At 68.4% G+C, this 18,645-nt stretch carries 18 protein-coding genes; 12 read left to right on the forward strand and 6 right to left on the reverse strand.

Features of this window, described 5'->3' with window-relative positions:
• Positions 1-7: 7 nt before the first annotated feature.
• From HTS88_RS10670 to HTS88_RS10680, 3 genes are read left to right on the forward strand one after another with little or no spacing between them, the layout of a single operon-like run.
• Complete coding sequence (locus HTS88_RS10670) at positions 8-781, forward strand: lysophospholipid acyltransferase family protein (RefSeq protein ID WP_174178153.1); 774 nt, start codon at positions 8-10, stop codon at positions 779-781.
• Positions 778-1,830, forward strand: coding sequence for an NAD(P)H-dependent glycerol-3-phosphate dehydrogenase (locus HTS88_RS10675; RefSeq protein ID WP_174178155.1), 1,053 nt, complete (start codon positions 778-780; stop codon positions 1,828-1,830). Before HTS88_RS10670 ends, HTS88_RS10675 begins: the two co-directional genes overlap by 4 nt.
• 2 nt (positions 1,831-1,832) lie before the next feature.
• Positions 1,833-2,981 (forward strand): D-alanine--D-alanine ligase family protein, encoded by a 1,149-nt coding sequence (locus HTS88_RS10680; RefSeq protein WP_174178157.1) that lies wholly within the window; start codon positions 1,833-1,835, stop codon positions 2,979-2,981.
• 34 nt (positions 2,982-3,015) lie between these two features.
• Here HTS88_RS10680 and HTS88_RS10685 read toward each other — a convergent pair whose 3' ends face one another.
• Positions 3,016-3,519, reverse strand: a complete 504-nt coding sequence (locus tag HTS88_RS10685; protein WP_174178159.1) for a DUF3515 domain-containing protein — start codon at positions 3,517-3,519, stop codon at positions 3,016-3,018.
• Positions 3,520-3,777: 258 nt separating this feature from the next.
• Here HTS88_RS10685 and thiL point away from each other — a divergent pair, with 258 nt between their 5' ends.
• Genes thiL through rsmD form a run of 4 tightly spaced genes read left to right on the forward strand, consistent with a single transcriptional unit; the run spans position 3,778 to position 8,663 of the window.
• A complete protein-coding gene (gene thiL / locus HTS88_RS10690; RefSeq protein WP_174178242.1) occupies positions 3,778-4,728 on the forward strand; it encodes a thiamine-phosphate kinase in 951 nt (316 codons plus the stop codon).
• Positions 4,729-4,750: 22 nt separating this feature from the next.
• The gene (locus tag HTS88_RS10695; protein WP_174178161.1) at positions 4,751-5,737 is read left to right on the forward strand and encodes a DAK2 domain-containing protein; all 987 of its coding nucleotides are present in this window, start codon (positions 4,751-4,753) and stop codon (positions 5,735-5,737) included.
• On the forward strand, positions 5,727-7,994 hold the full coding sequence (locus tag HTS88_RS10700) for an ATP-dependent DNA helicase RecG (RefSeq protein WP_174178163.1): 2,268 nt from the start codon (positions 5,727-5,729) through the stop codon (positions 7,992-7,994). Before HTS88_RS10695 ends, HTS88_RS10700 begins: the two co-directional genes overlap by 11 nt.
• Positions 7,995-8,039: 45 nt before the next feature.
• Positions 8,040-8,663, forward strand: a complete 624-nt coding sequence (gene rsmD / locus HTS88_RS10705; RefSeq protein ID WP_174178165.1) for a 16S rRNA (guanine(966)-N(2))-methyltransferase RsmD — start codon at positions 8,040-8,042, stop codon at positions 8,661-8,663.
• A 28-nt stretch (positions 8,664-8,691) separates the two neighbouring features.
• Here rsmD and HTS88_RS10710 read toward each other — a convergent pair whose 3' ends face one another.
• Together HTS88_RS10710 and HTS88_RS10715 are read right to left on the reverse strand one after the other, a co-directional pair.
• Entirely contained in the window at positions 8,692-9,477 is a 786-nt protein-coding gene (locus HTS88_RS10710; protein ID WP_174178167.1) for a spermidine synthase, read from the reverse strand.
• Positions 9,477-10,706, reverse strand: a complete 1,230-nt coding sequence (locus tag HTS88_RS10715) for an aminotransferase class I/II-fold pyridoxal phosphate-dependent enzyme (protein ID WP_174178169.1) — start codon at positions 10,704-10,706, stop codon at positions 9,477-9,479. Before HTS88_RS10715 ends, HTS88_RS10710 begins: the two co-directional genes overlap by 1 nt.
• A gap of 43 nt (positions 10,707-10,749) precedes the next feature.
• Here HTS88_RS10715 and coaD point away from each other — a divergent pair, with 43 nt between their 5' ends.
• From coaD to mutM, 5 genes are all read left to right on the forward strand, one after another.
• A complete protein-coding gene (gene coaD / locus HTS88_RS10720; protein ID WP_066276863.1) occupies positions 10,750-11,250 on the forward strand; it encodes a pantetheine-phosphate adenylyltransferase in 501 nt (166 codons plus the stop codon).
• Positions 11,251-11,373: 123 nt separating this feature from the next.
• Positions 11,374-11,898 carry a YceD family protein gene (locus HTS88_RS10725; protein ID WP_082874416.1) on the forward strand — a complete coding sequence of 175 codons (525 nt, stop codon included), beginning with the start codon at positions 11,374-11,376 and terminating at the stop codon, positions 11,896-11,898.
• Positions 11,899-11,934: 36 nt separating this feature from the next.
• On the forward strand, positions 11,935-12,138 hold the full coding sequence (gene rpmF, locus HTS88_RS10730; RefSeq protein ID WP_009356569.1) for a 50S ribosomal protein L32: 204 nt from the start codon (positions 11,935-11,937) through the stop codon (positions 12,136-12,138).
• A gap of 21 nt (positions 12,139-12,159) precedes the next feature.
• A complete protein-coding gene (rnc, locus tag HTS88_RS10735) occupies positions 12,160-12,888 on the forward strand; it encodes a ribonuclease III (RefSeq protein WP_174178244.1) in 729 nt (242 codons plus the stop codon).
• A gap of 4 nt (positions 12,889-12,892) precedes the next feature.
• Positions 12,893-13,864, forward strand: a complete 972-nt coding sequence (gene mutM / locus HTS88_RS10740) for a bifunctional DNA-formamidopyrimidine glycosylase/DNA-(apurinic or apyrimidinic site) lyase (RefSeq protein ID WP_174178171.1) — start codon at positions 12,893-12,895, stop codon at positions 13,862-13,864.
• Positions 13,865-13,898: 34 nt separating this feature from the next.
• Here the strand turns inward: mutM and HTS88_RS10745 are convergent, their stop codons facing one another.
• Genes HTS88_RS10745 through HTS88_RS10755 form a run of 3 tightly spaced genes read right to left on the reverse strand, consistent with a single transcriptional unit; the run spans position 13,899 to position 18,618 of the window.
• Positions 13,899-14,870: an NAD-dependent epimerase/dehydratase family protein gene (locus HTS88_RS10745; RefSeq protein WP_174178173.1), complete on the reverse strand. Its 972-nt coding sequence runs from the start codon at positions 14,868-14,870 to the stop codon at positions 13,899-13,901.
• On the reverse strand, positions 14,867-17,602 hold the full coding sequence (locus HTS88_RS10750; protein ID WP_174178175.1) for an alpha/beta fold hydrolase: 2,736 nt from the start codon (positions 17,600-17,602) through the stop codon (positions 14,867-14,869). Before HTS88_RS10750 ends, HTS88_RS10745 begins: the two co-directional genes overlap by 4 nt.
• Complete coding sequence (locus HTS88_RS10755) at positions 17,596-18,618, reverse strand: 3-oxoacyl-ACP synthase III (RefSeq protein WP_174178177.1); 1,023 nt, start codon at positions 18,616-18,618, stop codon at positions 17,596-17,598. Before HTS88_RS10755 ends, HTS88_RS10750 begins: the two co-directional genes overlap by 7 nt.
• Positions 18,619-18,645: the final 27 nt, after the last annotated feature.

Consider the following 18,645-nt stretch of genomic DNA (forward strand, 5'->3'; position numbering starts at 1 on the left):
GGCAGACGTGAAAGAACCGGCCAAGAGCCGCGCCACCCTTGCGGTGGTCGCCGGAATAGTCCGCCCCCTGTTTAACCTCATGATGGACAAGAAGTGGGAGGGCACCGCGAAACTGCCTGCCGGCGGCTTCATTGCGGCGCCCAACCACTGCACCGAGATCGATCCGCTGATCATCGGCCACCTCCTCTACAACCACGGGATTGCCCCGCACTTCCTTGCCAAGTCCGGCCTGTTCAAGGTCCCGGTGCTGGGCTGGGTCCTGCGGGCCACCAAGCAGATCCCCGTGGAACGTTCGACGGCGGGGGCGAACCGCTCGCTGCAGCTCGCCCAGGAGATTGTTGCCGAGGGCGGCGCCATCATCATTTATCCCGAGGGCACCCTCACCCGGGACCCTGCGCTGTGGCCCATGAAGGGCCACACCGGCGCCGCACGGCTCGCCCTTGAAGGCGGCATCCCGGTGGTGCCGATCGCCCACTGGGGTGCCCATGAGGTCTTCCCCCGCTACGGCAAGCGGTTCCACCTGTTCCCGCGCAAGCGGTCCAGGGTTGTGGTGGGCGATCCCGTGGACCTGAGCGCCTTCGCCGGGCGCCCGCTGGACAAAGCCACCCTGACAGGCGCCACGGACGCAATCATGGACGCAATCACCAGCCTCCTGGCGGAGATCCGGCAGGAAGAGCCTCCCGCGGAGCGCTGGGACCCGGCCAAGCAGCAGCAGGCGAAGCACGGCAGGTTCGTGGAACGCGGGCAGCAGCAGCCCGGTACCGGAACGGAAACTCCGTGACCGCTGGGGAAAGGGAAGCGGGCTCGGCCCGTTCCGTTGCCGTGCTGGGCGCCGGCTCCTGGGGGACGACGTTCGCCAAGATCCTGGCTGATGCGGCGGCGGCAGCAGGCGATCCGCGCACCATCAGGCTGTGGGGCCGCCGCGCTGAAGTGGTGGACCAGATCAACACCAGCCACGTCAACGAGCAATACCTGAAGGACGTCCCGCTCCCGGAGAGCATCTCGGCGTCCACGGACGTTGCCGCCGTCCTGGACGGCGCGGACCTCGTGGTCATCGCCGTCCCGGCGCAGTCCCTGCGGCCGCAACTGCGGGAATGGAAGGGCCTGATCGCCCGGGACGCCATGATGGTTTCCCTGATGAAGGGCCTTGAGCTCGGCACGGACGCCCGGATGAGCGAGGTCATCGGCGAGGAGCTGGGCCTGCCCGCCGAACGTATCGCCATTGTGTCCGGTCCCAACCTGGCCATGGAGATTGCCCGCGAAGAACCAACCGCATCGGTGGTTGCCTGCACCGATTCCGCAGCTGCCGGCTGGATCGCCAGGAGCTGCACCGCTCCGTACTTCCGGCCCTACACCACAGCGGACGTCGTTGGGGTGGAGATCGGCGGGATCGTAAAAAACGTCATTGCGCTGGCCGTGGGCATCTGCGAGGGCAAACAGATGGGGGACAACACCAAAGCGTCCGTCATCACCCGCGGCCTGGCCGAGACGTCCCGCCTCGCCCTGGCCCTGGGCGGCGAGGCCAAGACCATGGCCGGCCTGGCCGGGCTGGGCGACCTCGTGGCCACCTGCTCCTCGCCGCTCTCGCGCAACCACACCGCCGGCCGCCTGCTCGGCCAGGGCCTCACGCTGGAGGAGGTGGGCCAGAAGATGACCCAGACCGCCGAAGGCATAAAATCAGGCCAGGCCGTCCACGAACTGGCAGGCAAGCTGGGCGTCGAGATGCCCATCACGGCCGCCGTCGTTGCCGTGCTGGCAGGCAAGCTGTCCGTTGACCAACTGGGGCCCCTCCTGCTGTCCCGGGAACTGAAACCTGAAGGCGATTACTGACGATGTCCCACGAAAACCTGGCCGCGGGGGAGACCGCGCCGCGGGCGAAACCCCGGGTGGCGGTACTTTTCGGCGGCCGCTCCAGCGAGCACGCCGTGAGCTGCGTAACGGCTGCCGGTGTGCTCGGCGCCATCAACAAGGACAAGTACGAGGTGATTCCGATTGGAATCGCCAAGACCGGGCAGTGGGTCCTCGCGGGCGCCGACACCGCCCAATGGTCCCTCGCGTCAACGGCTCTGCCCGAGGTGGTGCCGTCACCGCAGACTGTCACCCTGGCGGAAATCGGGGGCGAACACCAGCTGATCGTCGCGTCCCCGAACGAGGTGCCCCAGGAGCTGGGAACTGTGGACGTGGTTTTCCCGCTGCTTCATGGCCCGTTCGGCGAGGACGGTACCATCCAGGGACTGCTGGAACTCTCGGACACCCGCTACGTGGGCGCCGGCGTCCTTGCTTCCGCCGTGGGCATGGATAAGCACTACATGAAAGTGGTCTTCGAGGCGGCAGGGCTGAACGTGGGCCCGTATGTGGCGGTCACCGACCGTCAGTGGCGCAAGGACCCGGAGCTGGTCCGCAAACAGGTGGACAGGCTGGGCTTCCCGGTCTTCGTCAAACCGGCCCGCGCAGGCTCCTCGATGGGCATTTCCAAGGTTGATTCGCTGGCGGACCTGGACGCCGCCATCGAGGAAGCCCGCAAGCACGACCTCAAGCTGGTGATCGAGGCCGGGATTATCGGCCGGGAGATCGAATGCGCTGTCCTCGAAGGCAGGGGGACAGACGCTCCGCGGACCTCCATGCCGGGGGAGATCTCCGTGGCCGGCGGCACCCACGAGTTCTACGATTTCAACGCCAAGTATGTGGAGGACGACGCCGCCTCCCTCAGCTGCCCGGCAGACATTCCCGAGGAAGCCATCGCCCGGGTCCGCGAGCTGGCAGCGGCAGCCTTTGACGCCGTAGGTGCCGAAGGACTGAGCCGTGTGGACTTCTTCTACACCCCCGCCGGTGAGCTCATCATCAACGAGATCAACACCATGCCAGGGTTCACGCCCAAGAGCATGTACCCGCAGATGTGGGCGGCCTCCGGGCTGGACTACGCAGACCTCATCGATGAACTGATCTACCTGGCGCTGCACCGTAAAACCGGGCTCCGCTGACGTCCCCACCGGCCCCTGACCGCAACGTGCTCGCTTACTGGCTGGGCGGCAGGTTCTGCAGGTCCTCCTGGCCCACGCAGTTCCTGGCCGCCGGTACCTTGCCGGCGGCCGCTGCAAGGTCTGCCAGGACTGTTGCGGAGCTGATTTTGTCGGGGTCCATCAGGATCTCGGTTGCCGGTTCGCGGCCATAGGTCGTCAGGGTCCAGACGGGGTTGCCCTCCTTGATGACCCAGTCGATGCCGTTAACGGTCACGCAACGGTCTGTCGTGGGGCCCGGGACGTTGACGCCGCAGCGGAGGATCACCAGGGAAGGATCACCCCAGGCGGCCGTCGCCTGGCTGTTGGTCTTCCGGAGCGGGTACTCGCCAATCGCGTCCGGCAACGCCACCATCATGGGAGCGCAGGCGGGGTTGGCTGCGTCCTGGGCGGCTGGAACATCCACGGGAGGCGAACAGGACGTCAATGATATGGCCGCAAGGCTCCCAATCAGTGCCAGCCTGGCAGCGCGGGCGGGCAGGGAAAGCTGGGGACGGTGCATCCCCCCAGCCTATCGCCGCCAGCGGGGCAGCCCCGACGCCGGGCACCGCCTGCCCCCAATGTCAGGACCCCGCGATAGCGTAGTGGGGTGCCTGAAAAACCCCTGTCCTCCCGCCCGCAGCCCCGTCCGCAATCCGGCAGTGACCAGCCCGCAGGAGACCGGCCCCAGCTGACGGTCTCCGCCCCGCCTGTCTCCGCCCTCCCTGTTTCTGCCCTCTCCGAGGGCGAGCTGCTGGCCCGGATCTTTCCTCGGCTGGCCATGGAAGGCACGCACTGCACCGCCACCCTCCTGGGGCCGGGGGACGATGCCGCCGTGATCGCTGCCCCGGACGGCAGGACCGTCATCAGCATCGACACACAGGTCCAGGACCAGGACTTCCGGCTCCAGTGGCCAAGCGGCTACAAAACCACCGGGTTCGACGTCGGCTGGAAAGCAGCGGCGCAGAACCTCAGCGACATCAATGCCATGGGGGCCAGCGCAACCTCGCTGGTGGTGAGCCTCACGCTTCCTCCTGACACCCCTGTGGGCTGGGTGGAGGACCTGGCGGACGGACTCACCTCCGGGATCAGGGACCTCGGCGCGGCCACCTGCTCGGTGGCCGGAGGCGACCTGGGGCGCGGCCGGGAAATTTCCGTGACGGTTGCGGTGCTGGGCACCCTTGACGGCGGCCCGGCAGTCCTCCGGTCCGGGGCCAAACCCGGAGACACCCTGGCCCTCGCAGGCACCGCCGGCCACGCCGCCGCAGGACTTGCCCTGCTCGAGTCCGCCATTCCGCTGGAAACCCTCAGCGCCGAACTCCGCGGGCTGGCCGGCCTTCAGTGCAGGCCGCGGCCACCCCTGGCCGCGGGACCCGCCGCGAGGGCTGCCGGCGCAACAGCGATGCTGGACATCTCGGACGGCATGCTGCGGGACGGCTTGCGGCTGGCGGCAGCCAGCGGTGTCGCCGTCGACCTCCATCCGGGCCCGCTGGAGAGGCTCAAGGACGTCCTGCGGCACGCAGCGGAACATCTGCACACTGATGCCGGGGACTGGGTGCTCGGCGGCGGGGAAGACCACGGGCTGCTGGCCACATTCCCCTCCGGCACCCTGCTGCCCGCCGGATTCACTGCGATAGGCTCAATACAAGCACTGGGAATCAACGAGCGCCCGGGCGTCACGATAGCGGGCCGGTCCGCGGACACCGGGGGATGGGATCACTTTGCACACTAAGGTTGCCGCCAACGCGCAAGCGATGAAGAGGTGGTTGGGCAAGGCTGAGACGGCACTTGGCAACCACAGCGACCGCCTGAATGCCATTAATATTTTCCCGGTGGCCGATGGCGACACCGGGACAAACCTCTACGTCACCGTCCGGGCGGCCTCCCGGGCCGTGTCCGCCGACGGGGACCAGCCTGCACAGATGGACGTGGGAGCCGTCCTGGCCACCGCCGGGCAGGCCGCAATGGAGGAAGCCCGGGGAAACTCGGGAACGCTTCTTTCGGTGTTCCTGACGGCCGCCGCCGAGCCGCTTGCGGGGCACACCCGCCTGACATCCACGCTCCTCGCAGCAGCGCTAAACCGCGCCCAGATCCGCGCCTGGTCAGCCCTGAGCGACCCCGTTCCCGGCACCATGCTCTCCGTCATGGAAGCGGCGGCCCGGGCGGCCGCCGCCGTGGACGCAGGGCAAAACGGCGACGACAGCAACCACGCCCTGGGCCTCGCCCTGGACGCCGCCGTCGAAGCCGCCCTCGCAGCCGTGATCCATACCGAGGACCAACTGGCCGCCCTGACTTCCGCGCACGTGGTGGACGCAGGCGGGGTGGGAATGCTGCTGATCCTCGATTGCCTGCGCTCGGCGATCCTTGGCGAGGAGCTCCAGAGCGAGCTCCTCGACGGACTGCACGGCTACGACGTGTCGGATCCGCACATCCACACCGCCATGCCGGACGACGACGGCGTGGAAGTCATGTGCACCATCAGCCTTTCCCCGCTCAACGCAGCCACACTCCGGCAGCGGCTGGACGAAATCGGCGAATCGGTCATCATGAGCCAGGTGGGCAGCGGGCCTGATTCCGGGGGCAACTACCGGTGGCGCGTCCACGTCCACGTGCCAGAGGGGGAGCCCGCCGTCGAAATCATCCGGTCCCTCGGCGAGCCCGCCAACATCAGCATCAGCGAACTTGCCCTGCCGCGCGATCCGGCAGCGGATGCAGTGAACTCCAGCGGGCATGAGCGCTGAACTGGACCTGGCGCTGGAACGCCGGCTTGGCAAGCGTTCCGCCGCAGTCATTGAAAAGCACCTGGGCATCACCACGGTGGAGGGGCTGCTCAACTATTACCCGCGCCGCTACATGAACCGCGGGGAGCTGACCCCCATCAGCGAGATCCCGCGGGACGAGGAAGTCACCCTGATCGCACGGGTCCTGTCCAGCAGCACCCGCCGCATGCAGGCGCGGCGCGGCACCATCACCGACGTCGTGGTTTCGGACGACGACGGAAAACAGGGACTCCGGCTGGTAGGCGGCACGGAGTACCGCGGCAAAGCGCCAGGGACCCTAAAAATCAGCTTCTTCAACGGCTACAAGGCCCAGGCGGAGCTGCTCCAGGGCCGGCTGGCCCTCTTTTCCGGCAAGGTCACCAGCTTCAAGGGTTCACTCGGCCTCACCAACCCGGACTACCAGCTCCTGGACGAGGACATGTTCAGTGACAACGGCCGCGATCCGGAAAAGATGGCCGCCATGCCCATCCCCGTGTACCCGGCCACGTCCAAGCTGCCCAGCTGGAAAATCCAAAAGGCCGTCTCCACGCTGCTCGAAACCGCCGACCTCGACTCCCTGCCCGACCCCATCCCCTCCGACATCGCGGCACGGGAGGAATTCCTCCCCATTGCCACGGCGTACCGGCTGATCCACGAGCCGGAGTCAGCCGGTGACTGGCAGCAGGCGCGCCGCCGTTTCCGCTACCAGGAAGCGCTGGTGCTGCAGTCCGCGCTGGCCCGCCGCCGCGCCCAGCTTGCCGCGGAGGAAGCCACCGCGCGCAGGCCCGTACCGGACGGTCTCCTGGCCCGCTTCGACGCCGATCTTCCCTTCACCCTCACTGCCGGGCAGGCCGCCGTCGGGGAGACCCTCGGGGACGAGTTGGCCCGGGACACCCCCATGAACCGGCTCCTGCAGGGCGAAGTGGGCTCCGGCAAGACCGTGGTGGCGCTCCGGGCAATGCTGCAGGTGGTGGATGCCGGGGGCCAGGCGGCCCTGCTGGCACCCACGGAAGTCCTCGCCGCACAGCATTTCGATTCGATCCGCCGCACGCTGGGGCCCCTGTCCGGCGACGGCCTGCTGGGCGGCATGGACGGCGCCTCCGTCCAGGTCTCGCTGCTCACCGGGTCCATGCCTACGGCGGCACGGCGCCAGGCCATGCTCGATGCCGCGTCCGGAACCGCTGGGATCGTCATCGGTACCCACGCCCTCCTCAGCGACAACGTTTCCTTCTACGACCTCGGCCTGATCGTGGTGGATGAGCAGCACCGGTTCGGCGTGGAGCAGCGTGACGCGCTCCGGGCCAAGGCCAGGAAGCCCCCTCACCTGCTCGTCATGACGGCCACGCCCATTCCGCGTACGGTCGCCATGACCGTTTTCGGCGACCTCGAAACGTCCGTCCTGAACGAACTGCCGGCCGGCAGGGCCCCCATTTCCACGCACCTGGTGGGGCTGGCCGAGAACCCGGCGTGGGCAGGCCGCATCTGGGCAAGGGCGCGGGAGGAGATTGACGCGGGCCACCAGGTATACGTCGTCTGCCCCAGGATCGGAACGGACGACGACGGCGACTTCAGTCCCGGTGAAGCGGCACCTCCGGCGGGGGACACGGAAGGCGACGGCGGGCGGGAGCTCGCCTCGGTGACAGCCGTCGTCGAGCATCTGCTGGAGGAGCCGTCCTTGTCCGGGGTGCCGCTGGCACCCCTCCATGGCCGCCAGGAGCCTGACCTGAAATTCGGGGTGATGGACGATTTTGCGGCGAACCGCATCAAGCTGCTGGTGTCCACCACCGTGATCGAGGTGGGCGTGGACGTCCACAATGCAACCCTGATGGTCATCCTTGACGCCGACAGGTTCGGGATCTCCCAGCTGCACCAGCTCCGCGGCCGGGTGGGCCGGGGCGGGCTCCCGGGGACCTGCCTGCTGGTGACCTCCCTTGAACCGGGCCACCCCAGCCGGCGCAGGCTGGAGGCAGTGGCCGCGACCACCGACGGGTTTGCGCTGTCCGAGGAGGACCTCAAGATGCGTCGCGAGGGCGACATTCTTGGTGCCTCGCAGTCAGGCGGACGCTCCACCCTGAAGCTGCTGCGGGTCCTGGAGCACGGGGATGTTATTGCCCGGGCACGGGAAGATGCCCAGCAGATCGTGGGCGGGGACCCCGCACTGGCGGACCGTCCCGAGCTTGCCGAAGCGATAGAGAAGTACCTCAATCCGGAAAAGGAGGCGTTCCTTGAACGCGGATAGCATGGTGTGCGCCGGATTGCCTGGCTTCGCAGACAGGAGTGCCCGGTGAGCCGGATCATTGCGGGGGCCGCCGGCGGCTCCCCCCTCACAGCCGTTCCCGGTTCCCTGACCAGGCCCACCACGGACCGGGTCAAGGAGGCGCTTTTCTCCCGGCTTGATGCCTTCAACGTCATTTCCGGTGCCAGGGTCCTGGACCTTTATGCCGGCTCCGGCTCCCTGGGGGTTGAGAGCGGCAGCAGGGGAGCGCAGACAGTCGACCTGGTGGAGTCGGACGGGAAGGCGAGTGCAGTGTGCCAGCGCAATGCCGACCTCGTCAACGGCGTGCTGGGGCGCAAGGCCGTCACCGTGCACCGCTCGAAGGTCGAACCCTTCCTGGACCGTGCCCCGGAGACTGCTGAGTGGGACCTTGTCTTCATGGACCCGCCGTACCCGCTTGAGGAGGTGGCCTTAAATGCCGCGCTCCAGAAGCTCGCACCGCACCTGTCGGCTGCCGCCGTGGTGGTGGTGGAGCGGTCGTCCCGTTCCCCGGAGCCACAGTGGCCTGACGCGCTGGCCCGGTTCGCGGAGAAGAAGTACGGCGAAACCAGGCTGTGGTACGCCGAGCCCAACGTGCCGGACGCCATCGACGAGGGCGACGTTCCGGAAGCGGCGGAAGACGCGGAACGCTAGCCGGGCCGGCGCCCGAGGTGCTCAGCGGTCAGCCCGCAAAGGGGTCCAGATCCAGTCCGGCCAGGACTTTCGCCGGGTGCGGCCCCCGGGCGGTCAGTTCGGCCGTCCAGTCCCGGGGCCACGGGGTCTGCGTGCCCGCAAGGATCACGTTTCCGGGATGGCGGCCCTCGAACATGCCCGCTTCTGCGAAGGCAGCCACATCCGCCATGGCCTCCCGCATGGCCGCCACCTGGCTTCGGACCAGGGTGAGCCCCGGTTCGTCACCCACATTGACGATCAGCACACCGCCGGGGCTGAGCCGGTCCTTAATTTCCCGGTAGAACGCGCTGCATGCCAGGTGCGCCGGTGCCTCCGGCCCGGAGAAGATGTCCAGGATGACGACGTCGAACCGGAGTTCCGGGTCCAGCCGGGCCAGTGATTCCCGGGCGTCGCCGGTGACAGTGTGCAGGTCCGTGCCCTCGGGCAGGGGGAGCTGGCGCAGGACGAAGTCAAGCAGCTCACGCTCCAGCTCCACGGCATACTGCGCCGATCCCGGCCGGGTTGCGTGGATATACCGCGCCAGGGTCAGTGCCCCGGCCCCCAGGTGCAGCGCGCGGACAGGCTCCCCGGCAGGTGCTGCAAGGTCCACCAGGTGGCCGATCCGGCGGAGGTACTCGTAGAAGATCTCCTCCGGCCGGACAAGGTTGACGTGGGACTGTTCCGCGCCGCCGATGCTCAGGACATAGCTGCCCTCGGTGAAGGCATCCGGTTCAATGGACGCGTGCTGCCCGGTGGTCCGCAGGAACCGCGCCCGGGTGTCACGCCCGGCTGGCATCAGAGCCTGCCGCTGAGGGAAGCCAGGCGTGCGGCGGCCTCGTGCAGGACGCCGTCCTTCTTGCAGAAGGCGAACCGGAGCAGGCTTCGGGTCCGCTGCGCCCCCTCCTCGTGGCAAAACACGGGGACCGGGATCGCGGCGACTCCCACCAGGGCCGGAAGCCTCCGGGCAAGGTCCACCGAGTCGGTGATGCCCAGGGGGGCAGTGTCAACATTGATGAAGTACGTGCCCTGCGGGGAAAAGACGTCGAAGCCTGCGGCGCGGAGCCCTTCGCTCAGGATGTCCCGCTTCTGCTGCAGGGATGCCGCGATGCCCTCGTAGAAGGAGTCCGGCAGGCCCAGCCCCAGGGCGATGGCCGACTGGAACGGGGTGCCCGAACTGTAGGTGAGGAACTGCTTGACGGTCCGCACGGCGGCCACCAGCTCCTCCGGGCCCGTGAGCCAGCCGATCTTCCACCCGGTCAGGGAGAACGTCTTGCCCGCGGAGGAGATGGTGATGGTGCGGTCCGCGGCTCCGGGCAGGGACGCCACCGGCACGTGGCTGACGCCGAATGTGAGGTGTTCATAGACCTCATCCGTGACGATGATGCTGTTGTGCGTGCGTGCCAGCTCGACGATCCGCTGCAGCACCTCCCGCGGGAAGACGGCGCCGGTCGGGTTGTGGGGGTTGTTCAGGAGGACAATCTTTGTCCGCGGGCTGAACGCGGCTTCGAGTGCTGCCATGTCCGGCATGAAGTCCGGGGCCAGCAGCGGGGCGGTGACGTGGGTTGCGCCGGACAGGCCGATCACGGCGCCGTAGGAATCGTAGAAGGGTTCCAGGGTCAGCACCTCGTCGCCAGGCCCGGCGAACGCCAGGAGCGCGGCGGCAATGGCCTCGGTGGCGCCGGTGGTGATGACCACCTCGGTGGCGGGGTCGGGCGCAAGGCCATAGAAGCGCTGCTGGTGTGCCGCCACTGCCTCACGCAGTTCCGGGATGCCTTTGCCCGGTGCATACTGGTTCGCTCCGGCTGCGATGGCGGCCCGGGCGGCTTCCCTGATTTCCAGTGGTCCGTCCTCGTCCGGAAATCCCTGGCCGAGGTTGATGGCACCTGTCTGGACAGCCAGGGTGGTCATCTCCTCGAAGATGGTGACGCCCAGCCCTCCGCCGGGGGAGAGGAGGTTTGCTCCGAGGGCCGTGCGCTGCCAGGGAGCGGGAGCCGTGGGCGCGGAAACTTCCCGTGGTGCATGCATCCAGTCATGGTATCCCGCCCTTCCCATGGGGTAGGTTCGGAGCATGAGACGCGCTGTCTGCCCCGGATCCTTCGACCCCATCCACAACGGCCATCTCGAGGTTATTGCACGGGCGGCCGGCCTCTTCGATGAAGTCATTGTGGCCGTGTCCACCAACCAGGCCAAGAAGTACAGGTTCACCCTGACCGAGCGCCTGGAGATGGCGCGGGAAACCCTCGCCTCGCTCAAGGGCATCGTGGTGGAACCCGTAGGGGAAGGGCTGCTGGCCGAGTACTGCCGGCAGCGGGGCGTCTCAGCCATCGTCAAAGGCCTGAGGTCATCGTCGGACTTCGACTACGAGCTGCCCATGGCCACCATGAACCGGCAGCTCAGCGGCGTGGAAACAGTCTTCCTGCCGGCTGAGGCGCACTACCTTCACCTGTCCTCCACCCTGATCAAGGAGGTGGCAGGCCTGGGCGGCAACGTCTCCGATTATGTGCCCCGGTCAGTGCAGCGGCGGATGCTCGCGGGCGAGCCTCCGCACAACCAGCACCCGAAAGGGTAGGCTTGTCCGGTACTTCGGCGCTGTGCGCCGGCCGGTTTGAGTCCCCGTGGCTCTTCAGGCTAAGATGGTACGTCGGTCATATGTTCAACAGGAGTTCTCATTAAAAGAGGTGCTGGTTCGCCCTTGGCGTTCGACGTCAAGGACCTCGGGCGCAGCCCGGGAAGCATGCGGACACTGAAGGAACATGTACCCGCACCAGGTGACCTTGGTGTGGCGCTCATTGGTGTTCAGGAAGGCTCGGATGTTGAGCTGGACCTGAGGCTTGAGGCCGTACACGAAGGAATTCTGGTATCAGGTACCGTGCTCACTGAAGTAACAGGTGAGTGCGGCCGATGCCTGGATCCCCTTGCGTATGACCTTGAGGTCAATGTGCAGGAACTTTTCTTCTATGAAGGCGTGGAGCTTTCGGACGAAGAAGATAATGAAGAGCAACGTCGAGTCGAGCACGATGTAATCGATCTTGAACCGGTGTTGCGGGACGCAGTAGTGACCGCGCTGCCGTTCCAGCCGGTGTGCCGGGAAGACTGCCAGGGCCTTTGCTCCGAATGTGGAGTTCGCCTGGAAGACGAGCCGGGGCACCACCACGAGGTCCTGGATCCTCGCTGGGCTGCCCTAGCTGATATGGCTAAGCCTGACCGGCAAAATTGATGTGTACGTGTTTGTCTAGAGAGAAATGAGTTAGCCGTGGCTGTTCCCAAGCGGAAAATGTCTCGCTCGAATACCCGCGCCCGCCGCTCCCAGTGGAAGGCGACCGCCCCCCACCTGGTGAAGACCGTCGAGAACGGCCAGGTCACCTACAGCCTGCCGCACCAGGCAAAGGTTGTCACCGACTCGGCCGGCACTGCGCTGTTCCTTGAGTACAAGGGACGCAAGGTCGCAGACGTCTAATCGGCCACTCAGGCTGACATGATGTCTTCAACTGAAGAGCTTCTGAAGCGTCTCGGTGTCTCTATTGACGCCGGGACGCTTCGTCTTGCGCTCACCCACCGTTCCTACGCCTACGAAAACGGCGGCATCCCCACGAACGAGCGCCTGGAATTCCTGGGCGACTCCATCCTGGGTTTTTCCGTCACGGACGCCCTGTACCGGGACAACCCGGATCTTCCCGAGGGCGACCTGGCCAAACGGCGTTCCGCCGTCGTCAGCACCCGCGCGCTGGCCGGTATCGGCCGCAGCCTGGGCATCGGGGAGTACATCTACCTTGGGCAGGGCGAAAAGCTCACGCAGGGCAAGAACAAGGCGTCAATCCTTGCAGACACCATGGAGGCACTGATCGGTGCCACCTACGTCTCCAACGACATCGAGACAGCCCGCCAGCTGGTGATGCGCCTGATCGGTCCGCTGCTCAAGGACGCCGCAGCCCTGGGCGCCGGGACGGACTGGAAGACCAGCATCCAGGAACTGGCCGCCAGCCGCCAGCTGGGCACCATCCACTACGCCGTGGATGGCTCCGGGCCGGACCACGCGCGGACCTTTACTGCAGTCCTGCACGTCGGCGGCACCGCCTACGGTAAGGGCTCCGGCCATTCCAAGAAGGAAGCGGAGCAGGAAGCTGCCGCAGACGCCTGGCGGGTACTCTCCGGAGCCGGCAACCCTCCGGGGGCAGCCGCGTCCGCCGGCTCCACCCCCGCAACCTAGCGCCGTGCCCGAACTTCCCGAAGTCGAGGTGGTCCGGCGCGGCCTGGTCAGCTGGGTCCGGGGACGGACCATCGAGGCGGTGGAGGTGGTTGATCCACGCTCGATCCGCCGCCACGCGCTGGGCACCGAAGACTTTATCGGGAACCTGCAGGGCGCCACCGTCGGGGACGTTGTGCGGCGTGGCAAGTTCCTCTGGATGCCGCTTCTGGACACCGGCGCCGGCGCGCCGGCGGGAACCCGGGAAAGTGCCGGCGTACCGCAGGTGGCGCTCATGGCGCACCTGGGCATGAGCGGCCAGCTCCTGATGCAGGGCAGGGACGTACCGGACGAAAAGCACCTCAAAGTCCGCCTCCGGCTCAGCCCCCGCGACGGCATGCCCGACCAGCTGCGGTTCGTGGATCAGCGGATCTTCGGGGGCCTGTTTGTCACCGACCTGGTTCCAACAGACGACGGCGGCCCCGGCGGACTCGCTGAATCGCCCCTTCCGCTGATCGCAGGGGAAGCGGCGCACATCGCACGGGATCCCCTGGACCCGGCCTTTTCGTTCGACCTTTTCTACCGGCGTCTCCGGAAACGTAAAACGGGGTTGAAGCGGGCACTGCTGGACCAGGGCCTGGTGTCCGGCATCGGCAACATTTACGCCGATGAAGCCCTCTGGCGCGCCCGGCTGCACTACGCCAGGCCCACGGACACGCTGCGGCGGGCCGAGGCGGAACGCGTCATCGCGGAAGCCCGGCAGGTCATGCTGGACGCCCTGGCCGCCGGCGGGACCAGCTTTGACTCCCTCTACGTCAACGTCAACGGCGCCTCCGGGTACTTCGACCGGTCCCTAAATGCCTACGGCCGCGAAGGCCTGGAGTGCAAGCGCTGCGCCGCGGCCGGCGTGTCCAGCGTCATGAAGCGCGAACAGTTCATGAACCGTTCGTCCTACACCTGCCCGGCCTGCCAGCCCCGGCCGCGGAACGGGCGCTGGTAGCGGAACGCTCGCGGAAGCGTAATAGACCAGCGGCCTACCGGGCGCGGTAGTGCGCGGCCAGCCTCGCCAGGCCCTCGTCAAGGGATACTGCCGGTGCCCAGTTCAGGAGCCGGCGGGTTTCGCGCTGGTCGAACCAGTGGGCGGTGGAGAGCTGCTCGGCGAGGAACCTGGTCATCGGTGGTTCCCCGGCCCGCCCGGCCCGGGTCCACAGGCCTTCGATCAGGGACCCTGCCGCCCGCGCCAGGCCGCCCGGAACGGACCAGGACGGAGCCGGGACGCCACCTGCTGCACAGATGCCCGCCAGCAGCTCGCCCACCGGCCGTGGTTCACCATTGCTGACCACGAGCGCCCGGCCGTGGATGTGCTCCATGCGGTGCAGCGCCGCGACGATGGCCGAAGCCGCATTGTCCACGTAGGTTGTGTCGATCAGGGCAGCCCCGTCGTCGAGGAGCGGCAGCCGGCGGCGGCGGGCGCGGTCCAGGACCCGTTCCACCAGTTGTGTGTCACCAGGGCCCCACACGATGTGCGGCCGCACCGCTGCGACCCGGAAATCCGGGGAGTCCGCAGCCAGCGCCAGCAGTTCGGCTTCGGCTTTGGTGCGCGAATAGTCGCCGTGCGCGCGGGCGGGGTCCGCGGGCTCGGCGCCCAACCCCGCTATCGCGGACCCCGAGTTGGCCACGGACGGCGAGGAAACGAAGACCAGGTCCCTGACCCCCGCCCTGCGGGCTGCGCGGAGCAGGCGGCGCGTGCCGTCCACATTCACGGCGTCGAAGTCCGCGGCTTTCCCCGTGAAGGAGACCTTGGCGGCCAGGTGGATAACGCCGTCCGCACCGGTAACGGCGCGGCGGACGGCATCGTCGTCCGTGAGGGAGCCGGGATGGTCCGTGGCGCCGTCGACGAGGGCCGGGCGCCGCTGGAAGGTGCTGACGTCGTGGCCCTGGTGGACCAGCAGCCGCGCCACCCCGCCGCCCAGCAGGCCGCTCGCCCCGGTGACCAGGACCCTCATGGCCTGCCCGCCCGTCCGCCGGACAGCACCGCGGCGGCCCACCGGGACAGGCGCGTCCGGTCGATCTTGGCGTTATGGCGGATGTCGGTGGGCTGGGAGGGCACAACCAGGACGGCGGAGACGCTGACGCCTTGCGTTCGGGCCGCTTCCCGGACCCGCGCTGCGAGCTGCTGCGCGGCGGGGCCCGCCCGGCGGGCCTGCGGCATCGTCTCGACGACGGCCACCACAGCTTGCGTCCCGGAAGGGCCGACGCCGACGACGGCCGCCAGCCCGACGCCGTCCAGCCGTTCGATAGCCTGTTCTGCGCCCACCGGAGTCACCACGGCGTCCGGCGCGGTGACGACATGGGCCAGGCGTCCTTCCACCCAGAGCCGGCCGGCACCGTCGAAGTGTCCGACGTCGCCGGTGCGGTGCCAGCCGGCCGTGCGGATGCTCTCACGCTGGGTCAGCCAGAGCCTGTCGTAGGTTTCCTTCACATGCGGTGCGCTCACCAGGATCTCGCCGGTGGTTCCCGGTTCCGTGACAGGTGTGTCGCCGGGGGCGGTGCCGTCCGCAGCGAGCGGGATGACCGCTACGCGGGCGCCGTGCACGGGCCGTCCCACGCACACGCCGTTGCCGGCCCCTGCCGTATGTCCGGCGGCAGCGTCTGCCGCGGCGGCACGGATCTGTTCATAGCTGATGTCGGTAACCGGCAGTGCCTCGGTCATTCCATAGGGGGTATGCAGCGAGGCGTGGGGCAGCAGCCGCTGCGTCTCCGCGAGGAGCGTTTCGGCCACGGGGGCGCCGGCCGAGAGGAGCAGGTCCACGCGTCCCAGGGCCTGCCGGCTGGCCTGGCCCAGGTTGTTCCGGGTGGCGAGGACGTTGCGCAGTGCCGCGGGGGAGGCGAAGACCACGGTGGCGTCGATGGCCGCGGCGGCGTCCGCCAGTGCGCGGGCTGTGAGGGTGCGCGGTGCGGTGACGTCCATGGCGGGCGTCACGGAGACCGCCCCCAGGGCCGGTCCCAGCAGGGCGAAGGGCGCGAACCCGGCCACCAGGCGTGCGCCGGGACGGATCCCCAGCGTCGCGGCCACGGTGTCCCGCATCGCCGCCAGCCGCCGCTGCGTGTACACCACACCCTTGGCGGGTCCGGTGGAGCCTGAGGTGAAGAGCACCGCGGCGGGCGCATCCGGGTCCGGGTCCTGCAGGACGGGTGTCATGAGCTTGCCCTGGCGGGCCAGGGCGGCGAGGGAGGTCTCGACGGCGAGGAGCCGGCGGCGGGCGGAGGGCAGGTCCCGCACGCTGATCCGCCGCCCGGGCCAGCCGAGTACTGAGGCTGCGGCGAGGGCCTTGTCGATGCCGATAAGGAAATCCGGGGCGGCGCCCTTGACGGCGCGGCTCAGGCCCCGGGTGCCGAGTCCGGCGTCCGCCACCACCACCACGGCGCCGAGCCGCAGGCAGGCGTAGAGGACCACGGTCAGGTCCACGCCGGGTGGAACCATCAGGCTCACACGGCTGCCCGTCCGTACCCCGGCCTGCCGGAGTCCCTTGGCCACGGCGGCGATCTGCTGTTCAAGCTCCAGCCAGCTGAGCGAACGGGAGACGCTCCCGTCCGAGGCCATTTCAGCGACGGCGGTGTCCCCGCCGGCCGGTCCTGCCGCGAGCTCCGCCAGCGGTTCCCACAAAGGCGTAAAGCCGGTGCCGGAATCTGCCGTGAGGGAACGCACGGCAGGCTCAGGCGCCGCATGGGATGACACAGCCTGGGAAGGCGCGGCAGGCTGGGCTGCCGCCGCAAACACAGTCCCCCCGCCGCCCGCCGCACTGTCCACGCCGTACCCGGCGAGCCACTCGAAGACGGGACCGGCGATATCCCGGTCCTCCGCGACCAGGTGGCCGGCTCCTTCGAAGCGGTGTACTTTCGCGTCCGGCAGCCGGCCGATCAGGTCCTTGAGGTACCGGTCGGAAAAGATCGGATCCCGCGGGCCCCAGAGCAGGAGCGCTGGAACCTTCAGCCCGCGCACTCCTTCGGCGACGCGCCTGAGCGCGGCAAAGCTGGGATGGGATGGGTCCGCGGGGATGTCCGCCACGAAGTTCCCCACGCCCCCGCGGCGGCCGGCGCCCGCGTACGGGGCCATGAACGCGCGCCGGACCCCGGGGGCAAGCTGCGGGCGTGCCAGGGCATGGGTGATCCGCAGGAAAGCGTCCGACGTCGTTGTGCCCCATTTGTGCACGGCGGGGTGCAGGGCAAGGCGCAGCGCCGGCGGGATGGGTGAGCCGGCAGGCTGGTGGACCGCGGTGTTGGTCAGCACCACCCCGGCGAGCTGCTGCGGATGGGCCAGGGCCCAGCCGAGGCTGATCACCCCGCCCCAGTCGTGGCCGACGGTGACCACGGGGCCGTCCAGCTCCAGGGCGGCGGTGAGGTCGCCAAGATCGTTGATCCTGTCCGCCAGCCGGCGGAATGTCCCGGTCCGCTCGGAGAAGCCCATGTCCAGCTGGTCCACGGCCACCACGCGCCAGGGCTGCTCCGGGCGCGATCCGGCGGCCAGCAGCGTCCGCCACAGGTAGGACCACGTCGGGTTGCCGTGCACGCAGAGCAGGGTGCCGGCAGGAGCCAGGCCGCGGCGGGACAGCTGCGCTCCGTTGTCCAGGAGGTGCCAGCGGCGCACCGTTCCGGGTTCATCTGCGGCTGAGGTGGACGGCACATCGATTCCGCGTGACCATTCCGGGTCGACGCCGGGCCAGTCGGCGGTTACCAAACGATTTCCACCATGGCGGTGTTGAGGCCGGAACCGACGCCCATGCACAGCACGCGGTCCCCCTCATTGAGGTTCTGGGACTCGGCGGCCAGCGTCATGGGGAGCGACGCCGGCCCCACGTTGCCCCAGTGCGGGAACGTGATGGGCACCTTGTCCGGGTCCAGGTCGATGGCGTCAACGATGGCCTGGGTGTACGCCGTACTCACCTGGTGCGTGACATAACGGTCCATCGAGCCCCAATCCCACTCGGGCTGGGCCTCGTGCCAGGCGTCGAGCACCAGCTGCAGGCCGCCGTCGAGAAGGCCCTTGGTGTCGGTGGCCATGCCGTCGATGCCGCCGACGCACAGTTCGTGGTGCTCCGTCCCGGCCCGCATCACGCCGCCGAGGATCCGGTGCGCCCCCGGGTGTTCGTCCGCCGGTCCCAGGACGGCCGCAGCGGCCCCTGAGCCCAGGGTGAGCGTGGCGAACTCGCGGTTGAAGTCCTCGCGGGTTGTTTCGGGCCTCTGCAGCCGGGCCAGGGTGGCCTCCTGCGTGGCTTGTGCATCCTCGCCGTTGACGATCACCGCGTACTTGATCTGGCCGGAGTCGATCATGTTCGCGGCCAGGGTCATGCCGTTGACGAACCCCAGGCAGGCGTTGGCGACGTCGAAGTTCATGGCGGAGGACGGCAGGCCCAGTCCGTGGTGGATCTTGACCGCGACGGACGGTTCGAGGTTCCGCCGCGTGACGGAGGTGTTGATCAGCAGTCCCACCTCGGACGCTTCGATGCCGGAGTCCGCCAGGGCCTTTGCGCCTGCCTCGATGGCGGCGTCGTCGAAGGAGGTACCGGGTGCCCACCACCTGCGGTGCGTGACACCGGCTACCCGCTCGAGCAGCTTTGGGGGAAATTTCAGCCGGCGCAGGGTGGATGCCAGCCGGTGGTCGAATTCCGTTGAACTGACAATCCGCGGAGCCTGGACGCCGATCACCGAGAGCAGAGCGGTGTTGCGGTGCCGGAATGTTGCATTCCCCATCAAATCAAGCCTCTGTTCGTGTCCGTCCCG

The sequence above is a fragment of the Pseudarthrobacter oxydans genome, assembly GCF_013314975.1.
Classification (GTDB): Bacteria; Actinomycetota; Actinomycetes; order Actinomycetales; family Micrococcaceae; genus Arthrobacter; species Arthrobacter oxydans.

What these genes read in the sequence shown, in the direction of transcription:
- HTS88_RS10680 (WP_174178157.1), top strand. Translation starts at nt 1,833, where the DNA reads ATGTCCCACGAAAACCTGGCCGCGGGGGAGACCGCGCCGCGGGCGAAA.
- HTS88_RS10685 (WP_174178159.1), bottom strand. Translation starts at nt 3,519, where the DNA reads ATGCACCGTCCCCAGCTTTCCCTGCCCGCCCGCGCTGCCAGGCTGGCA.
- thiL (WP_174178242.1), top strand. Translation starts at nt 3,778, where the DNA reads ATGGAAGGCACGCACTGCACCGCCACCCTCCTGGGGCCGGGGGACGAT.
- HTS88_RS10695 (WP_174178161.1), top strand. Translation starts at nt 4,751, where the DNA reads ATGAAGAGGTGGTTGGGCAAGGCTGAGACGGCACTTGGCAACCACAGC.
- HTS88_RS10700 (WP_174178163.1), top strand. Translation starts at nt 5,727, where the DNA reads ATGAGCGCTGAACTGGACCTGGCGCTGGAACGCCGGCTTGGCAAGCGT.
- HTS88_RS10710 (WP_174178167.1), bottom strand. Translation starts at nt 9,477, where the DNA reads ATGCCAGCCGGGCGTGACACCCGGGCGCGGTTCCTGCGGACCACCGGG.
- HTS88_RS10715 (WP_174178169.1), bottom strand. Translation starts at nt 10,706, where the DNA reads ATGCATGCACCACGGGAAGTTTCCGCGCCCACGGCTCCCGCTCCCTGG.
- coaD (WP_066276863.1), top strand. Translation starts at nt 10,750, where the DNA reads ATGAGACGCGCTGTCTGCCCCGGATCCTTCGACCCCATCCACAACGGC.
- rnc (WP_174178244.1), top strand. Translation starts at nt 12,160, where the DNA reads ATGTCTTCAACTGAAGAGCTTCTGAAGCGTCTCGGTGTCTCTATTGAC.
- HTS88_RS10745 (WP_174178173.1), bottom strand. Translation starts at nt 14,870, where the DNA reads ATGAGGGTCCTGGTCACCGGGGCGAGCGGCCTGCTGGGCGGCGGGGTG.